Raw genomic sequence first — 25,468 nt, 5'->3', positions numbered from 1 at the left:
GCGGCTCGCCCCCTCCTTCCTGTGCACCGTAAACCCGCCTCCATGAATATATGCGGGGTATGCTCGAGCAAAAATGCATGAATTAATCGGAAACGGCTGCTTTGGCCGTTTTCGTTCGCAATACATACTTACTGTATTGAAATATGCGATCGAGCGACCGCTTGCGAATGTCCGGCTCATCGAATTTCATCGGCTTTGCGTTCGCCTCGAAAAACCAGATGCCTCCTTCCTGATCCACACCCAGGTCCATCGACATCTCCGCCAGACTATGCCCGGAGCCCCGCTCGATTTGTCTGGCAATGGTCAGAGCGGTAATGCGGGTCTTTATAAGCAGTTTACGCGCTTCCTCCTCGCCGAATGCGCTGACAAGAAGCTTCTCCGGGTCGTCGATGCTGCCGCCGCGCGGTACATGTGTCGTGATGCTCATCGAACCTGCGATGCGTGCCCCAATGCCCGAAATCTCCCATTGTCCCCGCTGGTTCTTTTGCACAAGTGCGCGCAGATCGAAGGACCGTTCGTTAAATGAAGCAAGCTGGATGCCCTGCTGGGCGATATACCGCTCCCCGACGCTCTCTTTCCTGATCCGTATCCAAAGCTTGCGTATCGTCCCGCAATTATAGGTGATGCTCCGCTTATCGGCTTGAATTTTGAGCTTGTAGGGAAGTGTTCTTTCCGGCTGCAGCTGAATGGTCATTATACCTTTTCCCGCCTTGCCGCTTACCGGCTTCAAGTAAAGAAACTTGTGCTTGATCATCATTTTGCCAAGCCCCTCCCGGGTAAGCATCCGTCTTGTCGTCGGGATAAAAGGCCGCGTCGTTCTTGATTTACGCAACCATTTAAACAAGTGCCACTTGTCGAAGAAAGCGGGATTGAACAGCGTTACGCGGGGGTTGCTCAGACAGGCCGCGATCTTCCGCTTGACCTCCGGCTGCACCTCATCCTCACGAAGCGGGATACGGTTGTATATCAGGTCGGGAAACGGGAACTTCTGCTGCAGCCAGCTGTCCGTCCCCTCGTCATAGTAGAAGCCGTCGAGCTGCCTTCGCGATAATTTAAGCTGTTTGACCGTCAGTACATATACGATGAAGCCATGTTCGCGGCCGGCTCGGATCAGATCGGCAAAATTGTTCCGGTTGCCCCGGAACAATTGAATTTCATCGTCGATCGTCAGTATTGCCAGCACCGGCCGTTTGCTTTGAATCTCTCCGATGGCGGTGTCTTCGTGGAGAATGCTGTTCATTACTCATTCCCCCCGTGGAATCTGCTCAGGTACATGCAGTGATCCAGAATGTGGGATAAAGACGCGCGGCCTTGAGACCGGAGGGCAGGATGATTGAAAATCGATCTCCCCGGCTTGGCGTTCGCTTCGAACATCCATACTTCTCCATCCTTGTCGATTCCGATATCAAGACCAAGCTCCCCGAGGGTATGGGGGAAGTTTCGTTCGATTGCTTCCGAGAGCTTCACGGATACCTTTTTGGCTTTCTCAAGCATCTCATCGGCGCGTTCTCCGAACGTCCGGGTCAGCGCCTGTTCGGGCGTGAGGAGCGATCCGCCGTTTTTGATGTGAGTCGTGACGCTGCCCCGGCCGGCTTTTTTCGCTCCGATGCCGACGGGCACCCATTCGTTATTGCCATTCTTGTGCATATGAAATCGGAAGTCGATGGGACAACCGTCAATTTCGATCAAGCGAACGCCCTGCTGACTCACATAGCGTTCCAGCGAGCTTCCGTGGCGTGCCTGCAGCATCCGCATCAGGCTGTTGAAATTGGTGAAGCGGAGCAGCACGTTGGAATTTCCGCGGCGGTAACGGGCGAAATATCCCCGCTTCGGATGGTAGGTGAGTCTGTATATGCCTATGCCAAGGCTGCCCGCACTAGGTTTATAGTAAATAAACTGATGCTTCTCCAGCATTTCCTTTATTTTGTCGGCACGAGGGTTGTTTACCGATTCCGGCAGGTGATTTAAAGCTTCAACATCCTGATCAAGTAATTTGTATACGTCGGATTTATTAAAGAAGCTCCAGTTGAAGAAAGGAATTTGCTTACGGATAAAACGGTCGCGAAGCGTCATGATCGTTGCGGTCGTCTCCGCCCGCCGGCTGGGAAGCCGGTTATAAACGACATCCGGCAGCGGCACGATTTTGCGGTACCAGCCGCCTTGGCTGTTGAGGAAATAACCGTTTACCTTTTCCTGCTGCCAATTAATATCGCGAGGGGTGAAAGCGAAGAAATATGCTTTGCGCTCTCCCATCCGCAGCAGCTGTCGTATATATCCGCTTCGGGGGCCGAACGGGGATCCGGATGTTCGCGAATCGGAGTCGGTCAGCACGCCTATCAGCGGGCCGATCTGCACTTCGTTCTCTCCTGCCTGTAGCAGCGAAATGCTGCCGGTCTTGGGCACCCGGATCAAATTGCGGACTCCAGCGGACAAATAAATATGATGACCCTGCCGTTCTATCGGCTTTACTTTTGCGCTAATCGTTTCCTTGCCAAGCTTAACATGAACCGTTTTCTTGCCGGACAGCTTCAGCGATTTTAACAGCGAATTCGACAAGTAGACGATTCTTTCGCTTTGCGGTGAGAAGTGTACGTGGCACGATGTCAAACTCATGGATGAACCTCCTGGACGTATCTCCTTTGGATTCGGTCATCTGCATTAACGGGAACAGCTTCGTGATGTTTGAACAAGCGTGGAATATCGGTTTTCATAATCGGGCTGTGCCCCCCGGCCAGCAGCCGGGCATAACGGAGCGGACGGAGCACGGCATTGCGCGCCGCTTGCTCGTCGCCGGCGAAGGACTGCCGTCCCGGCTTGGCGTTTGCCTCAAGCAGCCAAAGCCGGCCGTCCGGCTCGACGCCGAAATCAAAGCCCAGCTCGGCAAGCCGACCAAAGCGTTCCTCGAGGCTGACCGCCGCGCGCCCCGCGATGCGGCGCATACGGGCAAGCAGCTTTGCGGCGGACGCGCTGCCGAACTGCTCCGAGAGAGCATCGTCAGCCTTCCTCGCCGTGCCTCCGCCATGAAGATTGGCTGTTACGCTTCCGGGGCTTCCCTTGCGAAGCGCTGAACCGGTATAACACCATCGGCCGGTTTCGTCTTTCTGCATGAGCACTCTGACGTCAAAAGCCATCCCGTCACTGCCGTTCAGGCGTAAATACGGCTGCACCGTATAAACGGCGGTTCCAATGAATCGCTCAAGCCATTGCGCTGCCGAAGAGAAGTGGTCAAACTGAAGCGAGATCGGTTCATTGCGGCGGTCTCTGCCGTCGATCCTGCAGCCCTCCCGCCACCGTGAGAGGCGGACGGCTCCTCTCCCGTGCGACCCGGCGGATGGCTTCAAAAACAACCCATCCGGGTAACGTCTCTCGAGGGAGGCGAGCTCCGCCCCCGAATAACACATTGTGAGCGGGAGCCATGGCCGAAGCTGTTCATCGTCCTGGAGTGCAGCATATACGTCCAGTTTGCCGGGCAGCGTCCCATTCAAGAGGACAAAGGGCTTGAGAAGCTTTAATTCCGCAAGAGAAATGCTTCGCCGCCTTCTCTGCTCTGCATTTCGGCATAACGATCGATCGTAAACGACATCGGGCGGAGGATAACTTCCCGGATTCCATAAGCCGTCCTCCAGCGAATATCCGGCCACTCTCCGGGATGCGGATTCAAGGCCGGATGAATCGAAAAGATAGACAAGAAGCCCCAAATTCCGTCCGAAACGGCATAACTGGCGGCAGAATTCATCTTCCGGCATGGCAAGAGGAGCATTCGTCCGCTCTTCTCCGCCGTCTTGCCGTTCACTGATCAAAATTCCGAGTATGCACAGCTTCTGTGGCAAAGCCATCGCCGCTTCCCCCTTTGCATTAAAATCCGGCCAAATGCCGGGCGTATCTTATCATGTTGCGTACTGAGGGACGTATTTTTTGCTCCTGCAGAGGTGTGTTATCGTTCTTGGAGGGTTTCGAATTTACTTCCAGCAGCCATATGCGGCCTGCCGTGTCAAGAGCAAGGTCGATGCCAAGCTCGCCGAAATGAGCAGGGATGTGCGTATCTACACCTTTGGCGATTTCAAGCGCCGCCCGGTGGAAGCGAGCCGTTGCATCCTGAGCGTACGCTCCGACCAGGTTTGACTTGAGAACAGCTTCCCTGACCGTACTGAGCGTCCCGCCCCGCGCCAAATTAGAAACAAAATGGTGGCTGCCTGCCGTACGCGCAACGATCGATGTGACAGTCCATTTGCCCGTTTCATCCTTTTGTACGAGCGCCCGGAAATCAACGGGTCTGCCGCCGATATCGATCAGCTGGAGCCCCTGTTGAATTTGGTAGCGAACGGTTTTCATTTTGCCGGAGATAGAGGAGAACAGCTTCAGAAGACTGGTGAAATGCTGTTTGCGGGTACCGCCAACCGTCGTGTAAAGGGCTTGATAATTATCTTTATCTATTCTGGAAATTCGAATAATGCCTTTACCGAGACTTCCCCTCACAGGCTTAAGAAACACGGTTGAATACCTGACGCACATCGTCTTGAGCATGGTATAGTTTCGAAGCAAGTGCGACTCAGGCAAATACTTGACCAATGTCGAATCTTTCTTCAGGGCGTCGAATACTTCCGGCTTGTCGAGAAACTTTTCGTTGAACACTGCCGTGTTATGGCGGGATTTTACTTCTTTCATAAAATGTTGTACGCTGGGTTTATTCTCGAGCTTGCGGGATGTCAGCCGGTTATTCACTACATCCGGGACGGGTACGGCCGTCTTCCTCCAGCCTCCCGAGTAAACCCATCCCTCAACAGTGCTGAAGTTGTCTGCAATCTGATTAGGGGTAAAGAAGTAAACATGTGCGCCTTGCGCGGCGCAAGCGTCGACCAGTTCCTTGCAAAACATCGTAATGGAACCGAAAGGGCGCTCCCGCATATTCGGATCGTCGCGGCTGACGAGCACGCCGATCAGCGGACCGAGAGCCAGCATCGTCGTTTCGCTGTGGTACCGGATGCGGAGTGTCGTATTATCGAAGATCCCCATACGTCTTGCCAGGCCTTGCCCGATACGCAGGCCGTCGAACCGCCCTACCGGCACGACCTTGATAGGTTGACGAAGCGCGCCGAATTTGAGCGTGACAGGCTGGCCTTGCGGAATTTTCCAATGATTCAAATAAGCTTCGCCGAGCATGATGGCGTCATCCGGCAAGATGCCGGAGCTGATCACCTGCACGGCGACTTTCGATTTCAGCATCGCGGATCTCCTTCCAAGCTGGAGGATGACGACGTGTGGGTTGGGGGCCTTAGGTGTTTTACACGAATTAATTTATCATATGAGGACATCTATACCTTGGTGATTAGCCATCATCGGTACTTTCATCAACCTTTTCAATCATGGGCGCGGGAGGACAATCTGACGCGGCCAAGGCCATTTCCGCCTTTAACATTGTCATTCCTGCATTTGTCGCTCGCTGTGCCGGGTTATTTGGACGACCGGAGGATGAATCGCCAGCGCTTGGAATGGCGAATATTTGGGCGGCCCGGGGGAAGTTCGCGAGATAACGGCAGTCATGGGTAACCGTTACGGTGCCCGGAGCGCTCACAGCTCTGCCGTTTTTCGCCAGCGTGTGCTTGAGAACCTTACGGTGCTCCGTCCGGAATGATATACCGCATTATGTGCAATTATTAACGCATTTGAGAGGAGATTTGAAAGATGAATGTATACGATAAAGCTCATGAGTTGACGAAAGCGCTGAAAGAAAGCGATGAGGCGAAGGAACTGAAGGCGGCGCTGCAGGCGGCACGAAATGACCCGGATGCGAAAAGAATGATGGAAGATTTCCGGGAAAAGCAATCAGGGCTTCAGCAGAAAATGATGGCGGGCGAGCAGCCGTCTCCCGAAGAAATGGAGATGATGAACAAGCTGTACGAAGTGGTCACTTTAAATCCGCTTCTGCAGCGTTCATTCGATGCCGAAAGACGATTCAGCGTCGTGTTTGACGATGTAACACGAATCGTTACCGAATCTCTTCGTGAAATAATGGAGTAAAAGAAATCCCGCCCCGCATAACATGCGAGCGGCGGGATTTTTTTGTCCGCAGAGGATTGCTCCTGCTTATCGTGCTAAGTATTATTTGCTACGCTTAATCCTTCGGAAAGGGCATCTTGATCGTGAAGACGACGCCCCGCTCGAGGTCGGATTCGACGGTGACGGTTCCTTTATAGTGGGAGGCGCGTTCAAGTACGTTGGCAAGGCCCAGTCCGGAATGCTCACCGCTTTTTGTCGTATAGCCCGGCTCGAATATTTGCCGGATTTCTTCTGCTGACAACAGCCCGCGATTCATTACCGCAATATGCAGCATCTCTTTCTCGATATAGAGCTCAAGAAGAACCTCCCGCTCGGTCTCAGGGAGCTTCATGACTTCATCGAAGGCATTGTCGACCAAATTGCCGATCATCCGGACGAGGTCGATATTTTTGACGGCGGTAAATGTTAAGGGTGCATTTGGTATTTGATAGGTAAACCGTATCCGCTCATTTCTGGCAATCGCCGCTTTCGCCTGAACAAGCGCCGCAAGCGCCGGGGAGGGGAGCTCGTCGGTCGCTTCGGTCATCGTTTGAATTTCTTTAACCATATCTTCCATATAGGCACGTAGCTCGTCATATTTTTTCAGGGTCAGCATCGAATACATCACCTGTACATGATTAGTAAAATCGTGACGTTGACCGCGTATCGACGCAAACATCTTCAAGAGATCGCTTATGTAAGCGTCCTGGGTCGCCTGGATCGCTTCGCTGCGGGTACGCGCCGTGAGACGAATAATGATAATAATGATGATGACGAAAATAACGAAAGCTATCACAGAAGGATAAAGCTCCGTTGTATTCCGGTTTGATTGAAAAATAAGCGGAAAAAATATGAGTACGAATAATAATGCTTCTGCAATCACTAGAGTGACTAGTGCATAATGAGCTTTATATCTGATGCGAAGCAGCAGATTGCGAAATTTCTTCGCCGGGTGCAGCTGTTTCTTTTGCATGATCCACGCGACCGCTCCGATAATAACGAAAGACGGACCAACCAGCGCAATCTTGGTTAAGAATGAACCGTTGACAATAGCGTCATAACCTCCGAGTTTAGAGACGGAGAGAGTTACAATGAATTGATGCAGAAACGCCGTGCAAGCAAAGCCCGCATATATTAAAAGGGTCAGCTTGATTTTTATTTCTTTAAAGAACACCTTGAACCAGACTAAAAAGGATAATTGAGAGTTAATGAGATGTATCCAAAGCGGCAATGTCTGGAATGTTAAGTCCGTAGAGAAAGCGCATAATAAACTGAACATCAGCATTCTTCTGTATAAACGTTCCGGTTTTACTCCAAACCAGACAAAACTGAGCCAAAGGTACAAGAAGCATTGCGGAATCGTTATGGCAATTAATCCCGGCACCATCCGGTCCACATCATCCCAAGTAAACGGCATTCCAGAGACCCCTCTTTATAATGACTTTCTCGCTGCTTCCCATGCGCTAATTTCCGTATGTACTCTACTTTACCTGCTTTCTGCTAAAATAGAAATATATATTCGACAAATGTTGACAAAAAAAGAGGAGGGGATCGTTGTGTCTTCAACAGAGAACGAGCAGGGGACTTTAACGAAGCACGAGCGGCTCATGCAGTACATAGAGCAGCTGAAAATCGGCACGAAGCTGTCCGTCCGGACAATGGCCGACGAGCTGGATGTGAGCGAGGGAACGGCGTACAAAGCGATAAAAGAAGCGGAAGCACTGGGTCTGGTAAGCACCAAGGAGCGGATCGGAACAGTCAGGATCGAACGGAAAAAGCGGGGATCGCCGGACAGGCTTACTTTCGGAGAGGTCGCCGGAATTGTCCAGGGAGAGGTGTATGGCGGGGCGGCAGGCCTTAACAAGACGCTGCACAAATTTGTCATCGGCGCGATGGAGCTCGATGCGATGATCCGTTATATCGATACAGGCAGCCTGCTGATTGTGGGCAACCGCGAACGCGCGCACCGCTGTGCCCTGGAGCAAGGGGCGGGCGTGCTCATTACAGGGGGGTTCGGTACCAGCGATGAAATGAAGCGGCTTGCGGACCAACGCGGATTGCCGATCATTTCGTCCAAGCACGATACGTTTACCGTCGCCTCTATGATTAACAGGGCCATGTTTGACAGGCTCATTCGGCAGAAAATAATGCTCGTGGAAGATATCGTCACTTACAGCAGGCCGGTCGAGACGATGCGGCTTGGGGAAACGGCGGCAGCCTTCCGGCTGTTGTGGAAGCGCACCGGCAGATCACGGTTTCCGGTATTGGACGAACGCGGACGCGTCGTCGGTATGATGACTCCCAAGGATGCCGAAGGTTCGTCGGATTCCCAGCTGGTGGACAAGCTCATGTCACGCAGCCCGATTACAGCAGCGCCGAACATTCCGATCGCCTCAGCCGCTCACACGATGGCTGCCGAAGGAATCGATTTGCTGCCTATCGTCGATAAGAACAGGAAGCTGCTTGCGGCCATCACCCGCGGCGAAGTGCTTGAAGCGATGCGTTACGCGGGCAAGCAGCAGGAATCGGGAGAGACGTTTGACGATTTGATCAGTGCGGGTTTTGAGAAGAGGGCGGCCGGAACGGGAGGCGAATGGATCTATAAAGGCAGGATCACGCCGCAAATGTCGGGGACGCTCGGTACGATCTCCGAAGGAGTGCTCGTGACGCTTATGACCCAGGCGGCCAGGGGCCTCATCAGAGAGCTCGGTAAACGCGATCACGTCGTCGAAAGCATGACAACTTATTTCGTCCGGCCCGTGCAGCTGGAGAGCGAGGTAGCCATCGTTCCCAAGCTGCTGGAGATGAGCCGCAAGAGCGCCAAGCTTGAAATCGAGCTGGAGGATCCGAGCGGTTTGGCCGCTAAAGCGATGCTGACGGCGCAGCTGATCGATCCGTTCTGAGCAGCTCCTACCGCCAGCTTCGAGGGTCACCCGCGGAAACAAAGGCACGTGTGCTGGAGGCTACGGCTTCATCGCACGGTAAATGCTGTGGTTGCGCAGACCCGCAAACAGATTGAACAGGCCGAGTACGATAAACAGCGCGCCGATAATCACTTTTACCGTCGAGCCGCTGTAAGCGAGCATCATGAACAAAGCGATGAGCACCAGCATTGTCCCCATGCTCATGTTGAGCCGCGCGGCATTCATGCCTTTCAGCCGGATATCGGGCGCCCGGCGCGATTTGAAGCTGAAGACGACGGAAAGAACAGAGGTAAGGCAGATAAAGATAATTAACAGCCAGTGTAAAGCTATCATAAATTGTGCTGCAGCTCCTTCGGGGCAATAGATTTTGATAGCCCTATTGTAGCATGGGAGAAGGCGCTTGCGAAACGCAGCATTACCATGCGGAATGTACGGCTGCGGGCGTTCTTGCGGGAAACCGCTTCGACTTAGCCGGCAGACTGTGTAATTATTTTGGCTTTGAACCACAGCCTCAGAACGTTATCGGCTACGAGCATCGTCTTGATATCAATTTCGTAATCTTTGTCGTATATAGACGTGTACACCTTGCTTTCGAGCAGCAGACGGGCTATTTTGGCATCGGAGTCGATGTCGTAGATGCTTCGGCCGATCAAGACGGCCAAATCCGTCTTGATTCTTCGTTTAAGCTCTTTTTTCGTTAATTCGTCCAGTGCATCCGCTTTGCCCGCCGATTCCCGGTCTTCCTCAACCACGGGCAGGACGCTTTTTATAACGGTGTGCTGATTCTTGAATTGATTCAGCCTTTTAATATCATCCTCGTATTGCTGCAGCTTCTCCTCCATTTTCATCATCGTGTTCCGAAGCGCGTCGAAGTTCATCATGAATACGGAATGATAGACGGCCGCGCCGATGATCGCACCTACGACAAGAAGGGCCGCGCCCTGCGACAATTTGGCAAACCGTTCGAATTGCGGCACCCGCATGGTCAGACCGCTCCTTTGCACAGCCAACGGATCAGCTCGGTACCCATGTGGGCGCCGAGAAAAGCGCATATCATAAATCCGATTTGCTGCGCGACCGGTGAAAGGTGGCCTTCGATAATATTGCTTTCAATGACGCGCATCGGATCGATCGAGCCTCCGACCGCCGCGACAAGCGCCCATATTTTAAGCTGCGATGCCGTTTTTACCATAATCGCCGCGGGCGGCATGAACAGGAATACCGATCCGATCCCCGCCAGCATCGAACCGCCGAAGACGACTCCGAACGCAATAAAAAAATCGAGTGCCGCTTTAGACAGCATAGAGTTCATAGCTTTCTGTTCACCTGCCTTGCCTACTTGAGGATGGACGCTCGTCCCCTGTAGTTCATTCTATGGGCGTGCATGGCGTCAATATGATAAACTGGTATAAAATGATGCATCGATTGAAAGAAGGAATAAGGTGCGATGAGCGGCGGACAACCATTTGTACATTTGCATGTGCACAGCGAATACAGCCTGCTCGACGGCGCCGTCCGGATCAGGGACCTGACGGCGCGGGCGAAGGAGCTTGGGATGAAGGGGCTGGCATTAACCGACCACGGGGTTATGTACGGCGCTATTCCGTTCTACAAGGCTTGCCGCGAGCAGGGCATTCAGCCGATTATTGGCTGCGAAGTTTATTTGACGACGGGCTCGCGCTTTGAGAAAGGCGCGCGCAAGGATAATCCGACATACCATCTTATTTTGCTGGCCAAGAACGAGACAGGTTACCGGAATCTTATGAAGCTTACTTCGATCGGGCACCTCGAAGGGTTTCATTACAAGCCGCGCATCGATTTGGAGTCGCTTGCCGCACATGCGGAAGGGCTGGTTTGTCTCAGCTCCTGCTTGAAGGGCGAAGTGTCCCAGCATTTGCTGTATGACAGGCCGGAGCAGGCGCGCAAATCTGCACTTCGATACCGCGAGATGTTCGGTGACGATTTCTATCTGGAGCTTCAGGATCACGGGCTTCTCGACCAGAAGAAGGTCGTTCAGGGGATGATCGCGCTCTCGCGCGAGACGGGCATTCCGCTTGCAGCTACAAATGACGTACATTATTTACAGCCTGAGGATGCGGCCGTGCAGGACGTTCTTATCTGCATCGGCACCGGCAAGACGGTGGAAGATACGGACCGGATGAAGATGCTGACGGATCAGATGTACTTGAAGAGCGCCGAAGAGATGGCCCTCCTGTTCCGCCAAGCGCCCGATGCGGTTTCACGGACGGTGGAGATCGCGGGCAAATGCAAGCTGGAGCTGACGTTCGGCCGGGCTCTGCTGCCTTCGTTCGGCCCAATCCCCGAGGGTATGACATCGGCGGCCTACCTGGCCGTGCTGTGCCGTGAAGGGCTTGCATCGCGTTATGCCGGTCAACCGGAGTGGGCTGCAGAACCCGCATTCCGCCGGCGGGCGGAGGAAAGGCTCGCCTATGAGCTCTCCGTCATCGAAAGCATGGGATTCAGCGATTACTTTCTCATTGTGTGGGATTTTATCAGGTTTGCCCATGAACAAGGGATCCGTACCGGCCCCGGGCGAGGTTCGGCGGCAGGAAGTCTGGTCGCGTATACGCTCAGAATTACAGATGTCGATCCGCTTAAATACAAGCTGCTGTTTGAACGCTTTCTCAATCCCGAGCGGATTACGATGCCAGATATCGATATCGACTTCAACGATGAACGCCGGGATGAAGTGATCGGTTATGTATCGGCGAAATACGGCGAGGAGCACGTCGCGCAGATTATTACGTTCGGGACGATGGCCGCGAAGGCCGCCGTCCGAGATGTGGGACGTGCGATGGCGGTGCCGTTCGCCGAAGTGGACCGGGCTGCCAAGCTTATTCCGCGCCAGCTCGGCGTTACCCTGGGAGAGGCTCTGAAGACAAGCGCAGAGCTGCGAGAAGCTTGCGAGCGGCAGCCGAAGACCGATGCGCTCGTTAAGATGGCGATGAAGGTCGAGGGCATGCCGCGCCACGCGTCGACGCATGCCGCCGGAGTCGTCATATCCGGCGAGCCGCTTACGCATTACGTACCGCTGCAGGCCGGAAGTGAACGAACGGCATTGACGCAGTACTCAATGGAGCATCTGGAGGCCATTGGCCTGCTAAAAATGGATTTTCTCGGCCTGCGGACGCTTTCGATTTTGGAGCGGGCGCTTGGTTGGGTAAAGCGGCAGCACGGCATTACGGTCGACTTTCGCTTCATCCCCGATAATGACCCGGCGACCTATGCAATGCTGACGCGAGGGGAGACGACCGGCATTTTTCAGCTCGAGTCCGCCGGGTGCCGCCGAGTGCTGCGCGAGCTGAAGCCGACGCAGTTTGAAGATATCGTATCGGTTGTGGCGTTGTACCGGCCCGGGCCGATGGAATTTATCCCGAAATATATCCAGGGCAAGCATGGATTAGTTTCCGTTGAATATCCGCACGAGTCACTGGAGCCGATACTTGCCGATACCTATGGCATTATCGTGTATCAGGAACAAATCATGCAAATCGCCTCGGCGATGGCCGGCTTCTCGCTTGGCGAAGCGGACTTGCTGCGCCGCGCCGTATCTAAGAAGAAGCGAGAGGTACTCGACGAGCAGCGTGCGCATTTCGTGGAGGGAAGCCTGGGGCAGGGCTATACGGCGGAGGAAGCGAACCGGGTCTATGACATGATCGTGCGTTTCGCCGATTACGGCTTTCCGCGCGCACATGCAGCAGCTTACGGCGTGCTCGCTTTTCAGACGGCATGGCTCAAAGCGAATCATCCCGTCCCGTTTATGGCGTCCATGCTGGCATCGGTGACTGGCAATCAACGGAAGACGGCGGAATACGTCGACGAGAGCCGGCGTATGGGCATTGACGTGCTGCCGCCAGACGTCAATGAGAGCGATGTAACATTTACGCCTATCGGAGGCGCGATTCGCTTTGGCCTGGCCGACATCAAGAACGTAGGCGGGCAGGCGATCGAATCGCTGCTGAGGGAGCGGGCCGTACGTCCGTTCGACAGCTTGCTGGACTTATGCCGCCGCGTCGACCTGAGAGTTGTCAACAAGCGGGTGCTGGAGTCGCTTATTCAAGCGGGCGCCTGTGACAGCCTGGCCGGCCATCGCGCGCAGCTGGTCGCAGCCTTGGACGAAACGGTGGAAGCGGCGCTGAGATGGCGGAAGGAACGCGAGGAGCTTCAGATCGAACTGTTCGGCTTCGAAGAGGTGCAGAACTGGGACATCGAGCTGCCGGACGTTCGCCCTTTCACGATCGGACAACTGCTGGCCCTGGAGCGGGAGCTGCTCGGGCTGTATTTGTCCGGACACCCTCTCGACGATTACGAACAGTCGCTTGAGGCGCTTCCGCTCGACAGGCTCGTTGACCTCGCGGAAGCGCCGGAGGGCGCAAGCGCGCTCATTGCGGGAATGATTCTCTCCGCGAAGCCGTTTACGACCCGCAAAGGTCAGGCCATGGCGTTCCTCGAGCTGGAAGACCGCATTATGCGCGTCGAGACCGTCGTGTTCCCGACCGTCTGGAAGCGCCACGCTCAACTGCTGGCTCCCGGAAGCCTCGTCGTTCTGCTGGCGACGGTGCAGCATCAAGACGATGACTACAAGCTGATTGCCGAGGACGTAATCCCGCTCGGCGGTCCGGACCCTGAGCTAGCCGAGCAGGTCCGGCGGCTTGAACGGCAGGCGCGCACCAGGCAGCAGCGCGCCGCCGCCGCTCCCGCGTCTGCGGCGCCCGCCGCTGCTGCAGCGCGCGGCGCAGGCGGGGCCGCTTCGCGGCCGGCTGCGCCGGCAGGCGCATCGCCGCAGCGGCAAGCCGCAGCTGGGCCGCCCTCCCCGGCGCCGGCGCAGCATAAACGCCCCGCTTCGCCCGCTCAGGCGGCGCCGCGGGAAGCGTCACCCGCAGCCGCAGGGAAGCGGCAGCAGCGGGTATACATCAAAATCCCCTCCGGCCGCGAAGATTCAAGCGCGCTTGAGCAGCTGAAAACGCTGCTTGCCGGCAGCGCCGGCCCGCTTGAAACGGTCCTGTTCTACGAACGCGAACAGAAGACCCTGGCGCTGAGCGCTTCCTACCGGGTAAAGCCGTCGCCGCGGCTTTTATCACAAATCGAAGCGATCTTCGGCAAGGGCTCGGCAGTTGTGAAATAGCGGTTGGCGACAATATTCGTTGAAAGTCCTCTGAACCATGCACATGTTCATTCCTGTCCGCATACATTTAGGAGACATGGAGCTTCACGCACACATTGTTGTTGTTACAACACGAGTGAAGTCCACATATTTTCGCTGCTTGGACGGCTGCGGGGGCGGCGCTTTTTTTATGGCGGCCGCGAGCCGGCTGTCGTACAAGCTGATGCGGGGGGAATTGGGGAATGACATCCGACGTGGAAAGATGGCTGCAAAGACGGGGCGTTTCGGTAGGAGACGTTGCAGAGATCGTATATTCGCTTCAATTGCCTTACAATTCGGCATTGACTTTGCAGGAATGCGAGGAGAGCGTTCTGGCGGTCATGACCAAGCGCGAGGTGCAGTATGTACTTTACACCGGCATAGCGCTGGACGAGTTGGCAGAGCGCAAGCTGCTGCCGGAACCGCTGCAGGCAATCATGGAAGCGGACGAATCATTATACGGTGTCGACGAGACGCTGGCGCTCGGTATTACCAACGTTTATGGAATGATCGGACTTACCAGCTTCGGTTATCTGGATAAAGTAAAGCCGGGTATTATTCGAAAATTAAACGAGAAAGGCAAGCATGTGCACGTGTTTCTTGATGATCTCGTTGCAGGCCTCGCGGCTGCCGCATCCGCCCGGATCGCCCACCAGGACCCGAAAGCAAACCTGTACGAGCTTCCCGGTTTTTCCTGAGCTGAAGGCGGCAGACAGTCCGGCGGTTCCGGCCGCCTGGTATGCGCCGTTGCGGTTAAAAGTCAACATATGATATCATTATGACATCATATGCCCGGATGACGTGGTTTACTTTTGCGAAAGACGCGCATGCGCACGCGTATCAGGCGGATAAAGATAAGAAAGCGAAAGGGTGCGAAAGAGCCATCCTTTCTTATCCTTATGCGCCATGTCTGTCGATAATAATTTTTTATCAAAGGCTCAGGAGGTTCCTTCATGTGGACGGTTATTTATATCGCGCCTACGGCAAAAATTGCGGAGAGCATCAAAAACCGGCTGACGCAGGAAGGGTTTCTCGTAAAGATTCGAGCGATTAACGTTTCCAAACAACAATACGAAATACTGGTTCCTTCCGGTGAACTGGAAGAAGTGCAGGAAGTGCTCAACAACATTTTGAACTCGCAACGATAAAACAAACTACTGCGCCCCCAAAGAGGTGTGATTTGTGTTCAAGGACTTATTTCATAAGAAAAAATATGCGACGATTCCCTCCGGGCAGCCGCGGACGAAACCCGATATTCCCGAAGGCTTGATGTCGAAATGCCCGAAATGCAACAACATTCAATTCAGTAAGGAAATGGAGAAAAACTTGAAGGTTTGCCAAAGCTGCGGCCACCATTTCCGGTTGAACGCTTGGGAACGGATTGCGATTACGCTTGATGAAGGGCGATTGGCCGAGTACGACGCCGAGCTCGAATCTGAAGATCCGCTCGATTTTCCCGGCTATGCGGACAAGCTTGAAGCGCAGAAGAAAAATACCGGCATGAGCGATGCGGTGGTCACCGGAGAAGGAACAATCGGCGGCTTTCCCGTCGTCTTCGCTGCCATGAGCTTTGATTTCTTCGCAGGAAGCATGGGGTCGGTGGTCGGAGAGAAAATTACGCGTGCGATCGAACAAGCCCATGAGAAAAAACTGCCGCTCATCATTTTCTCGACGTCCAGCGGAGCCCGGATGCAGGAAAGCATCCTCAGCCTTATGCAGATGGCGAAGACGAGCGCGGCGCTGGCGAAATTCCAGGGCGACGGTGGTCTGTACATTTCGGTCATGACCGATCCGACTACCGGCGGAGTTTCGGCGAGCTTTGCAATGCTCGGCGATTTTAATCTGGCCGAACCCAAGGCTCTTGTCGGCTTTGCCGGCCGGGTCGTGATCGAGCAAACGATCCGCCAGAAGCTTCCGGATAATTTCCAGACGGCTGAATTTAACCTGCAGCATGGGCAGCTCGACAAAGTCGTACACCGCAAGGATATGAAATCGACGTTGACAAAGCTGCTCGATATGCATTCGGTAAAGGGGGATAACGCCCATGGCGGGTGAGCTGCCATTTGAGAAGCCGCTCAGCGAGCTGCGCAAGAAGATAGACGAACTGAAGAAATTGGGTCAGGATTCGGGGATCGATTTCACCGACGAGATCTCGCGTTTGGAGGAACGGTGCGCCAAGCTTCAGCAGGACCTTTACAGCGAACTGTCGCCTGCGCAGAAGATGCACCTCGCCCGCCATCATCAGCGGCCGACATCGCTCGATTTCATTCAAACGATATTTACCGATTTTATTGAGCTTCACGGTGACAGGCTGTTTGCGGACGATCTTGCCGTAGTCGGCGGCCTTGCGAAGCTGAACGGTATCCCGGTCACCGTCATCGGCCATCAGCGGGGCAAGGATACCAAAGACAATATTGCCCGATTCTTCGGGAGCCCGCACCCGGAAGGATTTCGCAAAGCGCTGCGGCTTATGCAGCAGGCGGACAAATTCCGGCGCCCGATCGTGACGTTTATCGATACGAAAGGCGCATACCCCGGAAACACCGCCGAGGAGCGCGGCCAATCCGAGGCGATCGCCCGCAATCTCCGCGAAATGGCGGTATTCGGAGTCCCGATCATCTGTGTTGTCATCGGCGAAGGCGGCAGCGGGGGAGCGCTTGCTCTCGGTGTCGGCAATCGCGTTCTCATGCTTGAAAATGCGATTTATTCCGTGATTTCACCGAACGGAGCGGCTTCGATCCTTTGGAAGGATGCCGCTCGGGCGGACGAAGCCGCTTCAGTCATGAAAATTACCGCGGACGATTTGGCCGGCTTCGGAATCGTCGAAGAAATCATTCCGGAACCGCAAGGCGGCGCCCACCGGGATTTGGCCGTACAAGCCGAATCGATAAAAGAGGCGGTCTGGCGTCATTTGCAGGAGCTGATGACACTATCGCCGGAACAGCTTATTGCGGACCGTTACGAGAAATTCCGGCGGATCGGCAAATTCCGCGAGCCGGAACAAGAACCGCATCAGCCGGTTGCTATTGTCGAATCTGCGCAGGTGTGAAGATAAGCTAACGGCGGAGTACGCAGTTGCAGATTCGTCTCATTTTTAACACTAATAAAGCTAAAGCATCTCACGGAGGTATGTAAACTACTTATGCGTAAAACAAAAATTGTTTGTACGATAGGCCCTTCCAGCGAATCGCTGGAGAACACCAAGAAGCTGATAAACGCCGGGATGAATGTCGCCCGCCTCAATTTCTCCCACGGAGATTTCGAGGAGCACGGCAACCGGATAAAAAACATCCGCCAGGCATGCAAGGAGCTTGGTAAAACCGTTGCGATCCTGCTCGATACGAAGGGTCCGGAAATTCGCCTCGGCAAATTGAAGGAAGAGCCGATTGAGCTTAATCAAGGCGAAACGATTACACTGACGACCGAAGAAATTCTCGGCGACCGTGACCGTATTCCGGTGACCTACGCCAACTTGCCGGCGGATGTGCACATTGGTTCGACGATTTTGATCGATGACGGCTTGATCGGATTGACGGTGGAAGAGGTGCAGGGCACCGAAATCAAATGCCGCATCGTGAACAGCGGCCCGATCAAGAGCAAGAAGGGCGTCAATGTCCCTGGCGTACATATTTCGCTGCCGGGCATTACCGAGAAGGATGCAAGCGACATCGTTTTTGGAATCGAGCAGGGTGTTGACTTCATTGCGGCTTCGTTCGTGCGTAAAGCGAGCGATGTGCTCGAAATTCGTGAGCTGCTGGAGCGTCACGATGCGGCTCACATCCAGATCATCTCCAAGATCGAGAACCAGCAGGGCGTCGATAATCTCGATGAAATTCTTGAGGTATCGGACGGCTTGATGGTTGCGCGCGGCGACTTGGGCGTCGAAATTCCGGCTGAAGAGGTCCCGCTCGTACAAAAGGGCATGATTCAAAAATGTAACAGGGTCGGCAAGCCAGTCATTACGGCAACGCAAATGCTCGATTCGATGCAGCGCAATCCACGCCCGACACGCGCCGAAGCAAGCGACGTCGCTAACGCGATTTTCGACGGCACGGATGCGATCATGCTCTCCGGCGAGACGGCAGCGGGCAAATATCCGGTGGAATCGGTGCAGACGATGTCCCGGATAGCGATGCGCGCCGAATCCGCTCTCGAACACCGCGAGATATTTACAAAGCAGGCAAATGCGCAGCAGACAACGGTCACGGAAGCGATCAGCCAGGCTGTGGCCAACTCTGCGCTTGATTTGAACGCCAAAGCGATCATTACTTCGACTGAGAGCGGTTATACCGCGCGCATGGTTTCGAAGTACCGGCCGAAATCGCCGATCGTTGCGGTCACGCCGGTTGAGCAAGTAATGCGCCGGTTATCTCTTATTTGGGGCGTTATTCCGGTGAAAGGCGTTTCTGCGGAGACGACCGACGAAATGTTCGACATTGCGGTTCGCGGCGGTATAGACTCCGGACTTGTTAAGCTCGGCGACACCGTCATCATTACGGCTGGCGTGCCGGTAGGGCGTGCCGGATCGACGAACCTGATCAAAATCCATACGGTGGGCGAACTGCTCGCTAAAGGGCAGGGTATCGGCAGTCAAAGCGCTACCGGTAAAATCGTCACTGCACGTACTCCCGAAGAGGCGATCGCGAAGACGACGGAAGGCTCCATCCTTGTTGCAACATCGACAGATAAGGAATATATGCCGGCGGTTCAAAAAGCGGCAGCCGTCATCACCGAACAGGGCGGAGTAACCAGCCATGCGGCGATCGTTGCGATCAACCTTGGTATCCCGGTTATTCTGGGCGTACAGAACGCCTTGGACATACTTCAAGACGGCATGGAAGTCACCGTTTACGCCGAAGTGGGCGTTATTTACTCCGGACAAGCAAAAGTACTGTAGGCAGTAATTTCCATATAGTGCGAACAAATTGAGCGATGGTGCGCGGGCACCGTCGCTTTTGTTCAACCTCGGAAGGAATAAATTTTACCTGTCTTTCTGTTTGCAAACGATCCGAAACATAAGTTGAATCAGCTTGGCTTGTCCATTTTTTGCAGTAACGGATAAAGGTTGTGTTATGGATGAATGAGGCAGTCACGGACAGGCTTTGGCACCTGCACTCCTTGAGAGTAAGGTATCAGGAGACGGATCAGATGGGGGTTGTCTTTCACGGCAATTACTTGACCTGGTTCGAAATCGGAAGGACTGAGCTCGTCAGGCATTATGGCATGTCTTACAGAAGTATAGAGAAGCGGGGGATGCTTCTGCCGGTTATCGATCTCGATTGCAGTTACTTATCTCCCGCGCGCTATGACGACCTCCTCATTATATGTACAACGATTGAGCAGTTTTCCCCGATCCGGATGGCTTTTCGTTCCGAAGTGCGCAGAATTCGCGAAGAAGAAGCAGTCCCTTCGGAGTGGCGCGGCGCGGAGGCGCCTGGGGAGCTGCTTGTAAAGGGCGGAACGCGGCATGTATGGGTTAATGCCGAGTGGAGGCCCTCGAGGCTGGACAAGGCAATACCGGAGCTCTATGAGAGATTAAAAGCGGCAGCGCGCTAATGCGCGATAATAAAGGGGGTACATGGCATGCTAAAATGGCTGATAGCGGCTATAATCATCATTCCGGCTATCGAAATGTGGGGCATCATCCAGGTAGGACATATGATAGGAGGCTGGGCAACCTTCGGCCTAATCCTTCTGACGGGCTTCGCAGGCGCTCAATTGGCCAGAATGGAGGGACGCAAGGCTCTGGTTGACGTCCAGACCCAAATGCAAAAGGGAGAACCGCCCGGACATGCGATGCTCAACGGCTTATGCGTGCTGATAGGCGGGCTGCTGCTGCTCATGCCGGGATTCTTCACCGATATCGTCGGGATAACTCTGCTGTTCCCGCTAACCCGCCCGTTCTACAGGACAATGATGCTGAAATGGCTCGAACGCAAGCTGCGCAACGGCTCCCTGACCATCCGCAGGAAATAATGGAATGAGTCGCCAAGCCGGATCTTCCTCTTTATGGGTCCATAAAGCTTTGGAGCGGAAAAAGTAAAAGTGTGTCCCGAAGGGACGAAAACGTGTAAACAGCACGCAGATACAAAGGAGCCCCGCAATAAGTCCCCCGCCAAATATCCGGGTGTCCAGAGGGAGGGATCCCTCGGGGTCCCCCAGCGGGGGATTTAGGGGGCGAACTCCCTCAGGGGGATTTAGGGGGCGCTTTAGCCCCTCTCACCACATACCAGTACAGATCCCTGAACACATTTGCTCGATGAATCGTGGATAAAATAACTAGCGAAACCGGCCCGATAATTAGCCCTAGTACGCCAAATAGCTTGAGACCCACGAACATCGCAATAAGCGTTGGCAGTGGAGCGAGGCCGACGCTGCTGGCCAGTACTTTGGGCTCAAGCATGGAACGAACGACAAGAATCACACCATACAGCACCGACAAACCAATGCCGAGCGACAGATCTCCGTATATGAAGGTGTAGGCTATCCATGGAATCATCGCCGCTCCGACGCCAAGGTAAGGCAGCAGATCCACTAGTCCGATAAGCATCCCGATCGTAATCGCATAATTGACGCCGAGAATAAGCAGCCCAATCGTAACGACGACCATCGTTATCGATATCATTATAAATTGAGCGCGAAGATATCCGAATAACGCTTTGAGGAGGTCATTCCAGACTACGGTTGTCGTCTTGCGGATTCCGGTAGGAATCCACTCGCCCATTTTATCGACATGGCGGTACCAGTCCTTTCCGATAAAGAAGGCGGCAAGCAGAACCACGAGGGTTATTGTCGCCATATTGGGCAGCGAGGAAATTAAATTGACGATGCCGATCAAGAAATCGTTGATAATATTTGAACTTGTTTTGGCCAGCATATTGGCTGTGTCCGAGATGCGGGTATTGATTGTCAGCTGATAATTCGGGTTGTTCTGGTAAAAGGCGTTGAGTTTCTCTATGAAGCCTTGAATTTCAGGGGATGCGATAATCCGCTCGAACTGATCTCGCCACCAGACGATCGTAGAATCGAGCGACTTGGAAAGATGGATAATTTCCACGACGATGCGGGTAACGAGCGCTGAGACGATCGTAAGCATGGAGACCACGAATAAAAGAAGGGTGATAGCAACGCCGAGCCAGCGGGGGACCTTCAATTTTCGATTCATTCCATTCACAATGGGATTGATTGCGTAAGCGAGCACCCATCCGATAATGAACGGATAGACGAGCGGCGTCAGATAAATAATGGCGAGTATGAGCGAGATAATGCCGAGAAACACGATCAGAGCGCGTCCGATTCGTCTCCAAATCGCACGATCCATGTACATCCCTCCTGTTCGTTATTGTATCATGACAACTTTTGTTTACCAACAATACACAGTAACGAGCCGTATCTTTACGTGCCATTTACAATCCATTAACATTTAACTAATAGAAATGCCGCATAATGGGGACAACCGTGTTCTTTTAACAGGAGGATTGCGCAATGAACAAGCATATGTCCCGGTACGTCAACCGCGATTTAAGCTGGATCGAATTTAACCGCAGAGTGCTCGAAGAGGCGCAGGATCCGGATAATCCGCTCCTGGAGCGGGCCAAGTTTCTCGCTATCGTATCCAGCAACCTGGACGAGTTTATGAGTGTTCGTGTGGCGGGCATACAGGATCAAATCAAAGCAGGCTATACAAAAATGGATTTTACCGGGTACACTCCCGCCGGCTTGTGGAGACGTCTTATGAAGCGTACGGCGCAAATGGTCACGGATCAATATCGGACATACCGGGAGGTGCTTCGCGGTCTTGCCAAAGAAGGCATTGCCTTTCGTTCGCTCGATGAGCTGAGCGCTTCGCAAGAGAAGGCCGTCGATGAGTATTTTCATGAAATCGTATTTCCGGTACTTACTCCGATGGCGGTGGATCAAAGCAGGCCGTTCCCGTTATTGCACACGAAGGAAATCTATCTTGCCGTTCTGCTGGGCCGGGAGAATATGCCGCCGGAAGAAGAACCTTTTTTCGCTATCGTACAGGTGCCTTCGATATTACAGCGATTCGTATCCGTACCCGGCCGGACGAACAGCAAAAAAAACGAATTTGTACTGCTTGAAGAGCTGATTGAGCGTCATATCAATACACTGTTCTACGGTTATACGACGATCGCCGTCCATCCGTTTCGTTTGACGCGCAACGCGGATTTGACCTTGAACGAAGAAGGTGCCGAAGATCTGCTAGAAGAGATCGAGAAAGAGATCCGCCGCCGCAGGTGGGGATTGCCGGTCCGGCTGGAATACGGTAAAGGCATGCATCCCTATGCGCTTCAAATGCTTAAAGAGGAATTGGAGCAGGGCGATAATATGATCGAGATCGACGGCCCGCTCGACTTAAGCTTTTTAATGCGCTTTACAGGTACTCTGCAGGGTTATGAATCGCTGCGGTTCGAGCGGATGGAACCTGTCTATCCTCTGGAATTCGAGGAAGAAGACGACCTGTTCGCACTCCTTCGCGAACGCGATGTCCTGGTTTATCACCCGTATGAGTCATTCGATTCCGTCAATGATTTTGTAACGGAATCGGCGCATGATCCGGACGTGCTGGCGATCAAGATGACGCTTTACCGCGTTAGCGGTCAATCAGAACTCGTGCAGGCGCTCGCGAAGGCGGCAGAGGCCGGTAAACAGGTAACGGTCGTTGTCGAACTGAAGGCCCGTTTTGACGAAGAGCGCAACATCGCTTGGGCACGCCAGCTTGAGAAAGCCGGCTGTCACGTCGTGTATGGCCTGGTCGGACTCAAGACGCATGCGAAAATCACACTTGTCGTCCGCCGCGAGCAGCAGATGCTCCGCCGATACGTTCATGTCGGCACAGGCAATTACAACGGGAACACGGCAAAGCTGTACACGGATATCGGGTTGTTCACGTCCCATCCTGTCATCGGGGCGGACGCCTCGGCGCTTTTCAATGAGGTAACCGGTTATTCCTCGCCGTATGATTGGAAGGCGTTCGGCGTCGCTCCCACCGATTTGAAGCAAAAGCTGTTCAGTTTGATCGAGCGGGAGAAAGAACACGCCTCCGAGGGAAAGCCGGCCAAAATCATCGCAAAAATGAACAGCTTATCAAACCAGGAAATGATCGATAAACTGTACGAGGCATCGCAATCGGGCGTTAAGATCGAGCTGATCGTACGCGGGGTATGCTGCCTGCGTCCCGGAGTGCCGGGTTTAAGCGAGAATATCCGGGTTATCAGCATAGTGGACCGTTTCCTCGAGCATTCACGAATTGTTTATTTCCATAATGGCGGCGATGAAGAAGTATATTTGTCCAGCGCCGATTGGATGACAAGAAATTTGACTCGGCGGATCGAGCTTATGTGTCCGGTATTCGACGTCAGACTCCGAAAGATACTTATGAACATTCTAAGGCTCAATCTTGAGGACAACATCAAGTCCCGCGAGCTTCTGCCCGGCGGTGTCTACGAGCCTGTACGAAACGAGCTGCCGCCGATGCGGAGCCAGTTTGAAGCCAGAAATATTTCCAATTGGAAAACCTACCGGTATTCAGGCGGATAAAGAACCGGAGTGCATCCCCACTGTTTCTTGAAATCGTTAGCCAGCGCGTCTACCTCCTTACGCTCGACCGCTAGCGTGCCGTCGGCCCTTAAAGCCCGCAAATTAAGCTTGTTCTCGGTATACTCGACGGTGAGGCGGCCAATCGCCTGGGTTTCGCTTCGGTCCAGCGCAACGGCGAGCTGAAGCAGCGCTCCCAGCCTGCAGATCAGCGTAATGTCGTCATCACTCAACATCGGTTTATAAGCGGCTGCCTGCTGTCGTACGCGATTTTTATTTTTATAGGAAGCGATCGCCGCGCACAGCAGCGTTTCACGGTGGGATAATCCGTTTATATGTGAATTGACCATCAAGTAAAAAGTATGCTTAGTATAGTCGTAATAGTCGATGCTGGCCCCGATTCTGTATAAAGTGGATGCCGTATCGATCCATAGTCGGGCGCGTTCCGGGAACGGATGCTGCAGCTGCAGCTCGTCAAAGAGCTGCAGAGCGGCCCGGTTGACCTGGGCCATATGCTGCTGCGGAGCTTCGGGATGCAGCGCCGCAAGGTTATTTACGCTGTAACCCAGCACATCGTCCAGCCGGGGACGGTCCGGGAAGCGCGTCGCGAAGAACAGCCCGTCGCGAAGACCTGAGCCGCAGACCGTATAATGCGAGGCACGCATTATTCTGTAAAGCGTACGCAAAATGGCAACGCCGGGAACGATAATATCCGTCCTGTCCTTGGATAAGCCCGGTATATTATTGCGCTTATTGAGCGGCTGCTTGCGGAGCAGATCGAATAGATCGTCCACCGATTGACCTGACATGGAATAATTATGGAAGCTGTCAAACGGATACTTGGCTAAAGCCTGATGCACTTTGCCCAGTGCCCGGATAGTGCCCCCAACGCCGATAAGCGGCATTCCCGGCGACCACTTAAGCCAAGGCTCGCGGCTGGCGGATTCCTCAACGAACTGCTCGAGAGCCCTTAGCTGCTCATCGGTGAGCATTCCCTTGGATCCGAATCTGCGGGTCAAACTGACGCATCCGAACGGGAAGGATACGGCTTGGACGAGTGTGCGGTCTTTAAAAATCGAAACCTCGGTGCTGCCTCCTCCGATATCGATCAAGAAGCCGCTGCCCACATCCATGGAGTTAATCATGCCGAGGTAACCGTATCCGGCTTCTTCTTCGCCTGTAATGACCTCGATCAGCATGCCGGTTTCAGCCTCCAGCCGGTACAAAACATGCTTGAGATTAGTAGCGTTTCTGATAGCTGCCGTAGCCACCGCCCGGATCAATCCGGTATGGTGGTGAGCGCAAATCAGCCGGAAGTGATTGAGCATATCGACCAGATCGTCGATCGTTTTATCCGGCAGGGCTCCGTTATCGTCTACCTGCTCACTCAGGCGGGCAGACCGTTTGCTGCCGTCGATGACCCGGTGAGCCCCTCCAGCCGTCCGTTCATAAACGACAAGGCGGACGGAGTTCGAGCCGATATCGATGATGCCGATGCGTTGTTCAGTCATGGTTAGCCTCCGGAATAAATGGAATATATGCCGTTTGTACTTATACTGCACATTTTACCATTTACGGACTCCTGCAAAAAGTATTGTTTTAGCGGCTATAAATGGAGGTTTTAGGGAAAAATTCTGGACAGAAAAAAACTTTATGGTGCCGATAAAGCATTTTTATGTCCGTTTTTGTTCACTTCCCCGTCAAAATCCGATATGATTAGAACGACGATACGGAAACGAATCTATTTATTGGTATTCACAACTTATTAAACCAAGGTTAAAGGAGA

The 25,468-nt window shown here is 53.7% G+C and carries 21 protein-coding genes; 11 read left to right on the top strand and 10 right to left on the bottom strand.

What is annotated here, in order from left to right; translation table 11 throughout:
- Positions 1 to 82: 82 nt before the first annotated feature.
- The 4 genes from KZ483_RS21720 to KZ483_RS21705 are packed head-to-tail and all read right to left on the bottom strand — an operon-like array spanning position 83 to position 5,223.
- Positions 83 to 1,240 carry a YheC/YheD family endospore coat-associated protein gene (locus KZ483_RS21720; protein WP_220349613.1) on the bottom strand — a complete coding sequence of 386 codons (1,158 nt, stop codon included), beginning with the start codon at positions 1,238 to 1,240 and terminating at the stop codon, positions 83 to 85.
- Positions 1,240 to 2,613, bottom strand: a complete 1,374-nt coding sequence (locus tag KZ483_RS21715) for a YheC/YheD family endospore coat-associated protein (protein WP_220349612.1) — start codon at positions 2,611 to 2,613, stop codon at positions 1,240 to 1,242. Before KZ483_RS21715 ends, KZ483_RS21720 begins: the two co-directional genes overlap by 1 nt.
- Positions 2,610 to 3,836 carry a YheC/YheD family endospore coat-associated protein gene (locus tag KZ483_RS21710; protein ID WP_220349611.1) on the bottom strand — a complete coding sequence of 409 codons (1,227 nt, stop codon included), beginning with the start codon at positions 3,834 to 3,836 and terminating at the stop codon, positions 2,610 to 2,612. Before KZ483_RS21710 ends, KZ483_RS21715 begins: the two co-directional genes overlap by 4 nt.
- Before the next feature lie 19 nt (positions 3,837 to 3,855).
- Positions 3,856 to 5,223 carry a YheC/YheD family endospore coat-associated protein gene (locus tag KZ483_RS21705; RefSeq protein ID WP_220349610.1) on the bottom strand — a complete coding sequence of 456 codons (1,368 nt, stop codon included), beginning with the start codon at positions 5,221 to 5,223 and terminating at the stop codon, positions 3,856 to 3,858.
- Between the two features lie 459 nt (positions 5,224 to 5,682).
- Here KZ483_RS21705 and KZ483_RS21700 point away from each other — a divergent pair, with 459 nt between their 5' ends.
- Complete coding sequence (locus KZ483_RS21700) at positions 5,683 to 6,018, top strand: YlbF family regulator (RefSeq protein ID WP_220349609.1); 336 nt, start codon at positions 5,683 to 5,685, stop codon at positions 6,016 to 6,018.
- Positions 6,019 to 6,112: 94 nt separating this feature from the next.
- Here the strand turns inward: KZ483_RS21700 and KZ483_RS21695 are convergent, their stop codons facing one another.
- Positions 6,113 to 7,453 (bottom strand): sensor histidine kinase, encoded by a 1,341-nt coding sequence (locus KZ483_RS21695; protein ID WP_220349608.1) that lies wholly within the window; start codon positions 7,451 to 7,453, stop codon positions 6,113 to 6,115.
- A 190-nt stretch (positions 7,454 to 7,643) separates the two neighbouring features.
- On the opposite strand from KZ483_RS21695, the gene KZ483_RS21690 reads away from it, so the two are divergent.
- On the top strand, positions 7,644 to 8,939 hold the full coding sequence (locus KZ483_RS21690) for a DRTGG domain-containing protein (RefSeq protein ID WP_258881768.1): 1,296 nt from the start codon (positions 7,644 to 7,646) through the stop codon (positions 8,937 to 8,939).
- A 60-nt stretch (positions 8,940 to 8,999) separates the two neighbouring features.
- Here KZ483_RS21690 and KZ483_RS21685 read toward each other — a convergent pair whose 3' ends face one another.
- From KZ483_RS21685 to KZ483_RS21675, 3 genes are all read right to left on the bottom strand, one after another.
- On the bottom strand, positions 9,000 to 9,293 hold the full coding sequence (locus tag KZ483_RS21685) for a YtpI family protein (RefSeq protein WP_220349606.1): 294 nt from the start codon (positions 9,291 to 9,293) through the stop codon (positions 9,000 to 9,002).
- Between the two features lie 134 nt (positions 9,294 to 9,427).
- On the bottom strand, positions 9,428 to 9,943 hold the full coding sequence (locus tag KZ483_RS21680; protein ID WP_220349605.1) for a sporulation membrane protein YtrI: 516 nt from the start codon (positions 9,941 to 9,943) through the stop codon (positions 9,428 to 9,430).
- Positions 9,944 to 9,945: 2 nt separating this feature from the next.
- The gene (locus tag KZ483_RS21675; RefSeq protein ID WP_220349604.1) at positions 9,946 to 10,272 is read right to left on the bottom strand and encodes a YtrH family sporulation protein; all 327 of its coding nucleotides are present in this window, start codon (positions 10,270 to 10,272) and stop codon (positions 9,946 to 9,948) included.
- A 135-nt stretch (positions 10,273 to 10,407) separates the two neighbouring features.
- Between KZ483_RS21675 and KZ483_RS21670 the strand changes: the two genes are divergently transcribed.
- The 8 genes from KZ483_RS21670 to KZ483_RS21635 all read left to right on the top strand — a co-directional run bounded on the left by KZ483_RS21670 (position 10,408) and on the right by KZ483_RS21635 (position 20,100).
- A complete protein-coding gene (locus tag KZ483_RS21670; RefSeq protein WP_220349603.1) occupies positions 10,408 to 14,106 on the top strand; it encodes a DNA polymerase III subunit alpha in 3,699 nt (1,232 codons plus the stop codon).
- A gap of 221 nt (positions 14,107 to 14,327) precedes the next feature.
- Entirely contained in the window at positions 14,328 to 14,822 is a 495-nt protein-coding gene (locus KZ483_RS21665) for a phosphatidylglycerophosphatase A family protein (RefSeq protein WP_220349602.1), read from the top strand.
- Between the two features lie 255 nt (positions 14,823 to 15,077).
- The gene (locus tag KZ483_RS21660) at positions 15,078 to 15,272 is read left to right on the top strand and encodes a glutamate decarboxylase (protein WP_220349601.1); all 195 of its coding nucleotides are present in this window, start codon (positions 15,078 to 15,080) and stop codon (positions 15,270 to 15,272) included.
- A gap of 34 nt (positions 15,273 to 15,306) precedes the next feature.
- Positions 15,307 to 16,179 carry an acetyl-CoA carboxylase, carboxyltransferase subunit beta gene (gene accD, locus KZ483_RS21655; protein WP_220349600.1) on the top strand — a complete coding sequence of 291 codons (873 nt, stop codon included), beginning with the start codon at positions 15,307 to 15,309 and terminating at the stop codon, positions 16,177 to 16,179.
- Positions 16,169 to 17,173 carry an acetyl-CoA carboxylase carboxyltransferase subunit alpha gene (locus tag KZ483_RS21650; RefSeq protein ID WP_220349599.1) on the top strand — a complete coding sequence of 335 codons (1,005 nt, stop codon included), beginning with the start codon at positions 16,169 to 16,171 and terminating at the stop codon, positions 17,171 to 17,173. The genes accD and KZ483_RS21650 overlap by 11 nt, the downstream gene beginning before the upstream one ends.
- A 93-nt stretch (positions 17,174 to 17,266) precedes the next feature.
- Positions 17,267 to 19,021, top strand: coding sequence for a pyruvate kinase (gene pyk, locus KZ483_RS21645; RefSeq protein ID WP_220349598.1), 1,755 nt, complete (start codon positions 17,267 to 17,269; stop codon positions 19,019 to 19,021).
- A gap of 179 nt (positions 19,022 to 19,200) precedes the next feature.
- Positions 19,201 to 19,680 (top strand): acyl-CoA thioesterase, encoded by a 480-nt coding sequence (locus tag KZ483_RS21640; protein ID WP_220349597.1) that lies wholly within the window; start codon positions 19,201 to 19,203, stop codon positions 19,678 to 19,680.
- Between the two features lie 27 nt (positions 19,681 to 19,707).
- On the top strand, positions 19,708 to 20,100 hold the full coding sequence (locus KZ483_RS21635) for an FxsA family protein (RefSeq protein WP_220349596.1): 393 nt from the start codon (positions 19,708 to 19,710) through the stop codon (positions 20,098 to 20,100).
- A gap of 211 nt (positions 20,101 to 20,311) precedes the next feature.
- On the opposite strand, the gene ytvI is transcribed toward KZ483_RS21635, so the two are convergent.
- Positions 20,312 to 21,445 (bottom strand): sporulation integral membrane protein YtvI, encoded by a 1,134-nt coding sequence (gene ytvI, locus KZ483_RS21630; protein WP_220349595.1) that lies wholly within the window; start codon positions 21,443 to 21,445, stop codon positions 20,312 to 20,314.
- A 164-nt stretch (positions 21,446 to 21,609) separates the two neighbouring features.
- Here ytvI and ppk1 point away from each other — a divergent pair, with 164 nt between their 5' ends.
- Entirely contained in the window at positions 21,610 to 23,685 is a 2,076-nt protein-coding gene (ppk1, locus tag KZ483_RS21625) for a polyphosphate kinase 1 (RefSeq protein WP_220349594.1), read from the top strand.
- Here the strand turns inward: ppk1 and KZ483_RS21620 are convergent.
- On the bottom strand, positions 23,664 to 25,193 hold the full coding sequence (locus tag KZ483_RS21620) for a Ppx/GppA phosphatase family protein (RefSeq protein WP_220349593.1): 1,530 nt from the start codon (positions 25,191 to 25,193) through the stop codon (positions 23,664 to 23,666). The genes ppk1 and KZ483_RS21620 overlap by 22 nt on opposite strands.
- Between the last annotated feature and the right edge of the window lie 275 nt (positions 25,194 to 25,468).

This window comes from Paenibacillus sp. sptzw28 (assembly GCF_019550795.1).
Taxonomy (GTDB): Bacteria; Bacillota; Bacilli; order Paenibacillales; family Paenibacillaceae; genus Paenibacillus_Z.
This window is presented reverse-complemented; position numbering and strand designations above follow the sequence as displayed.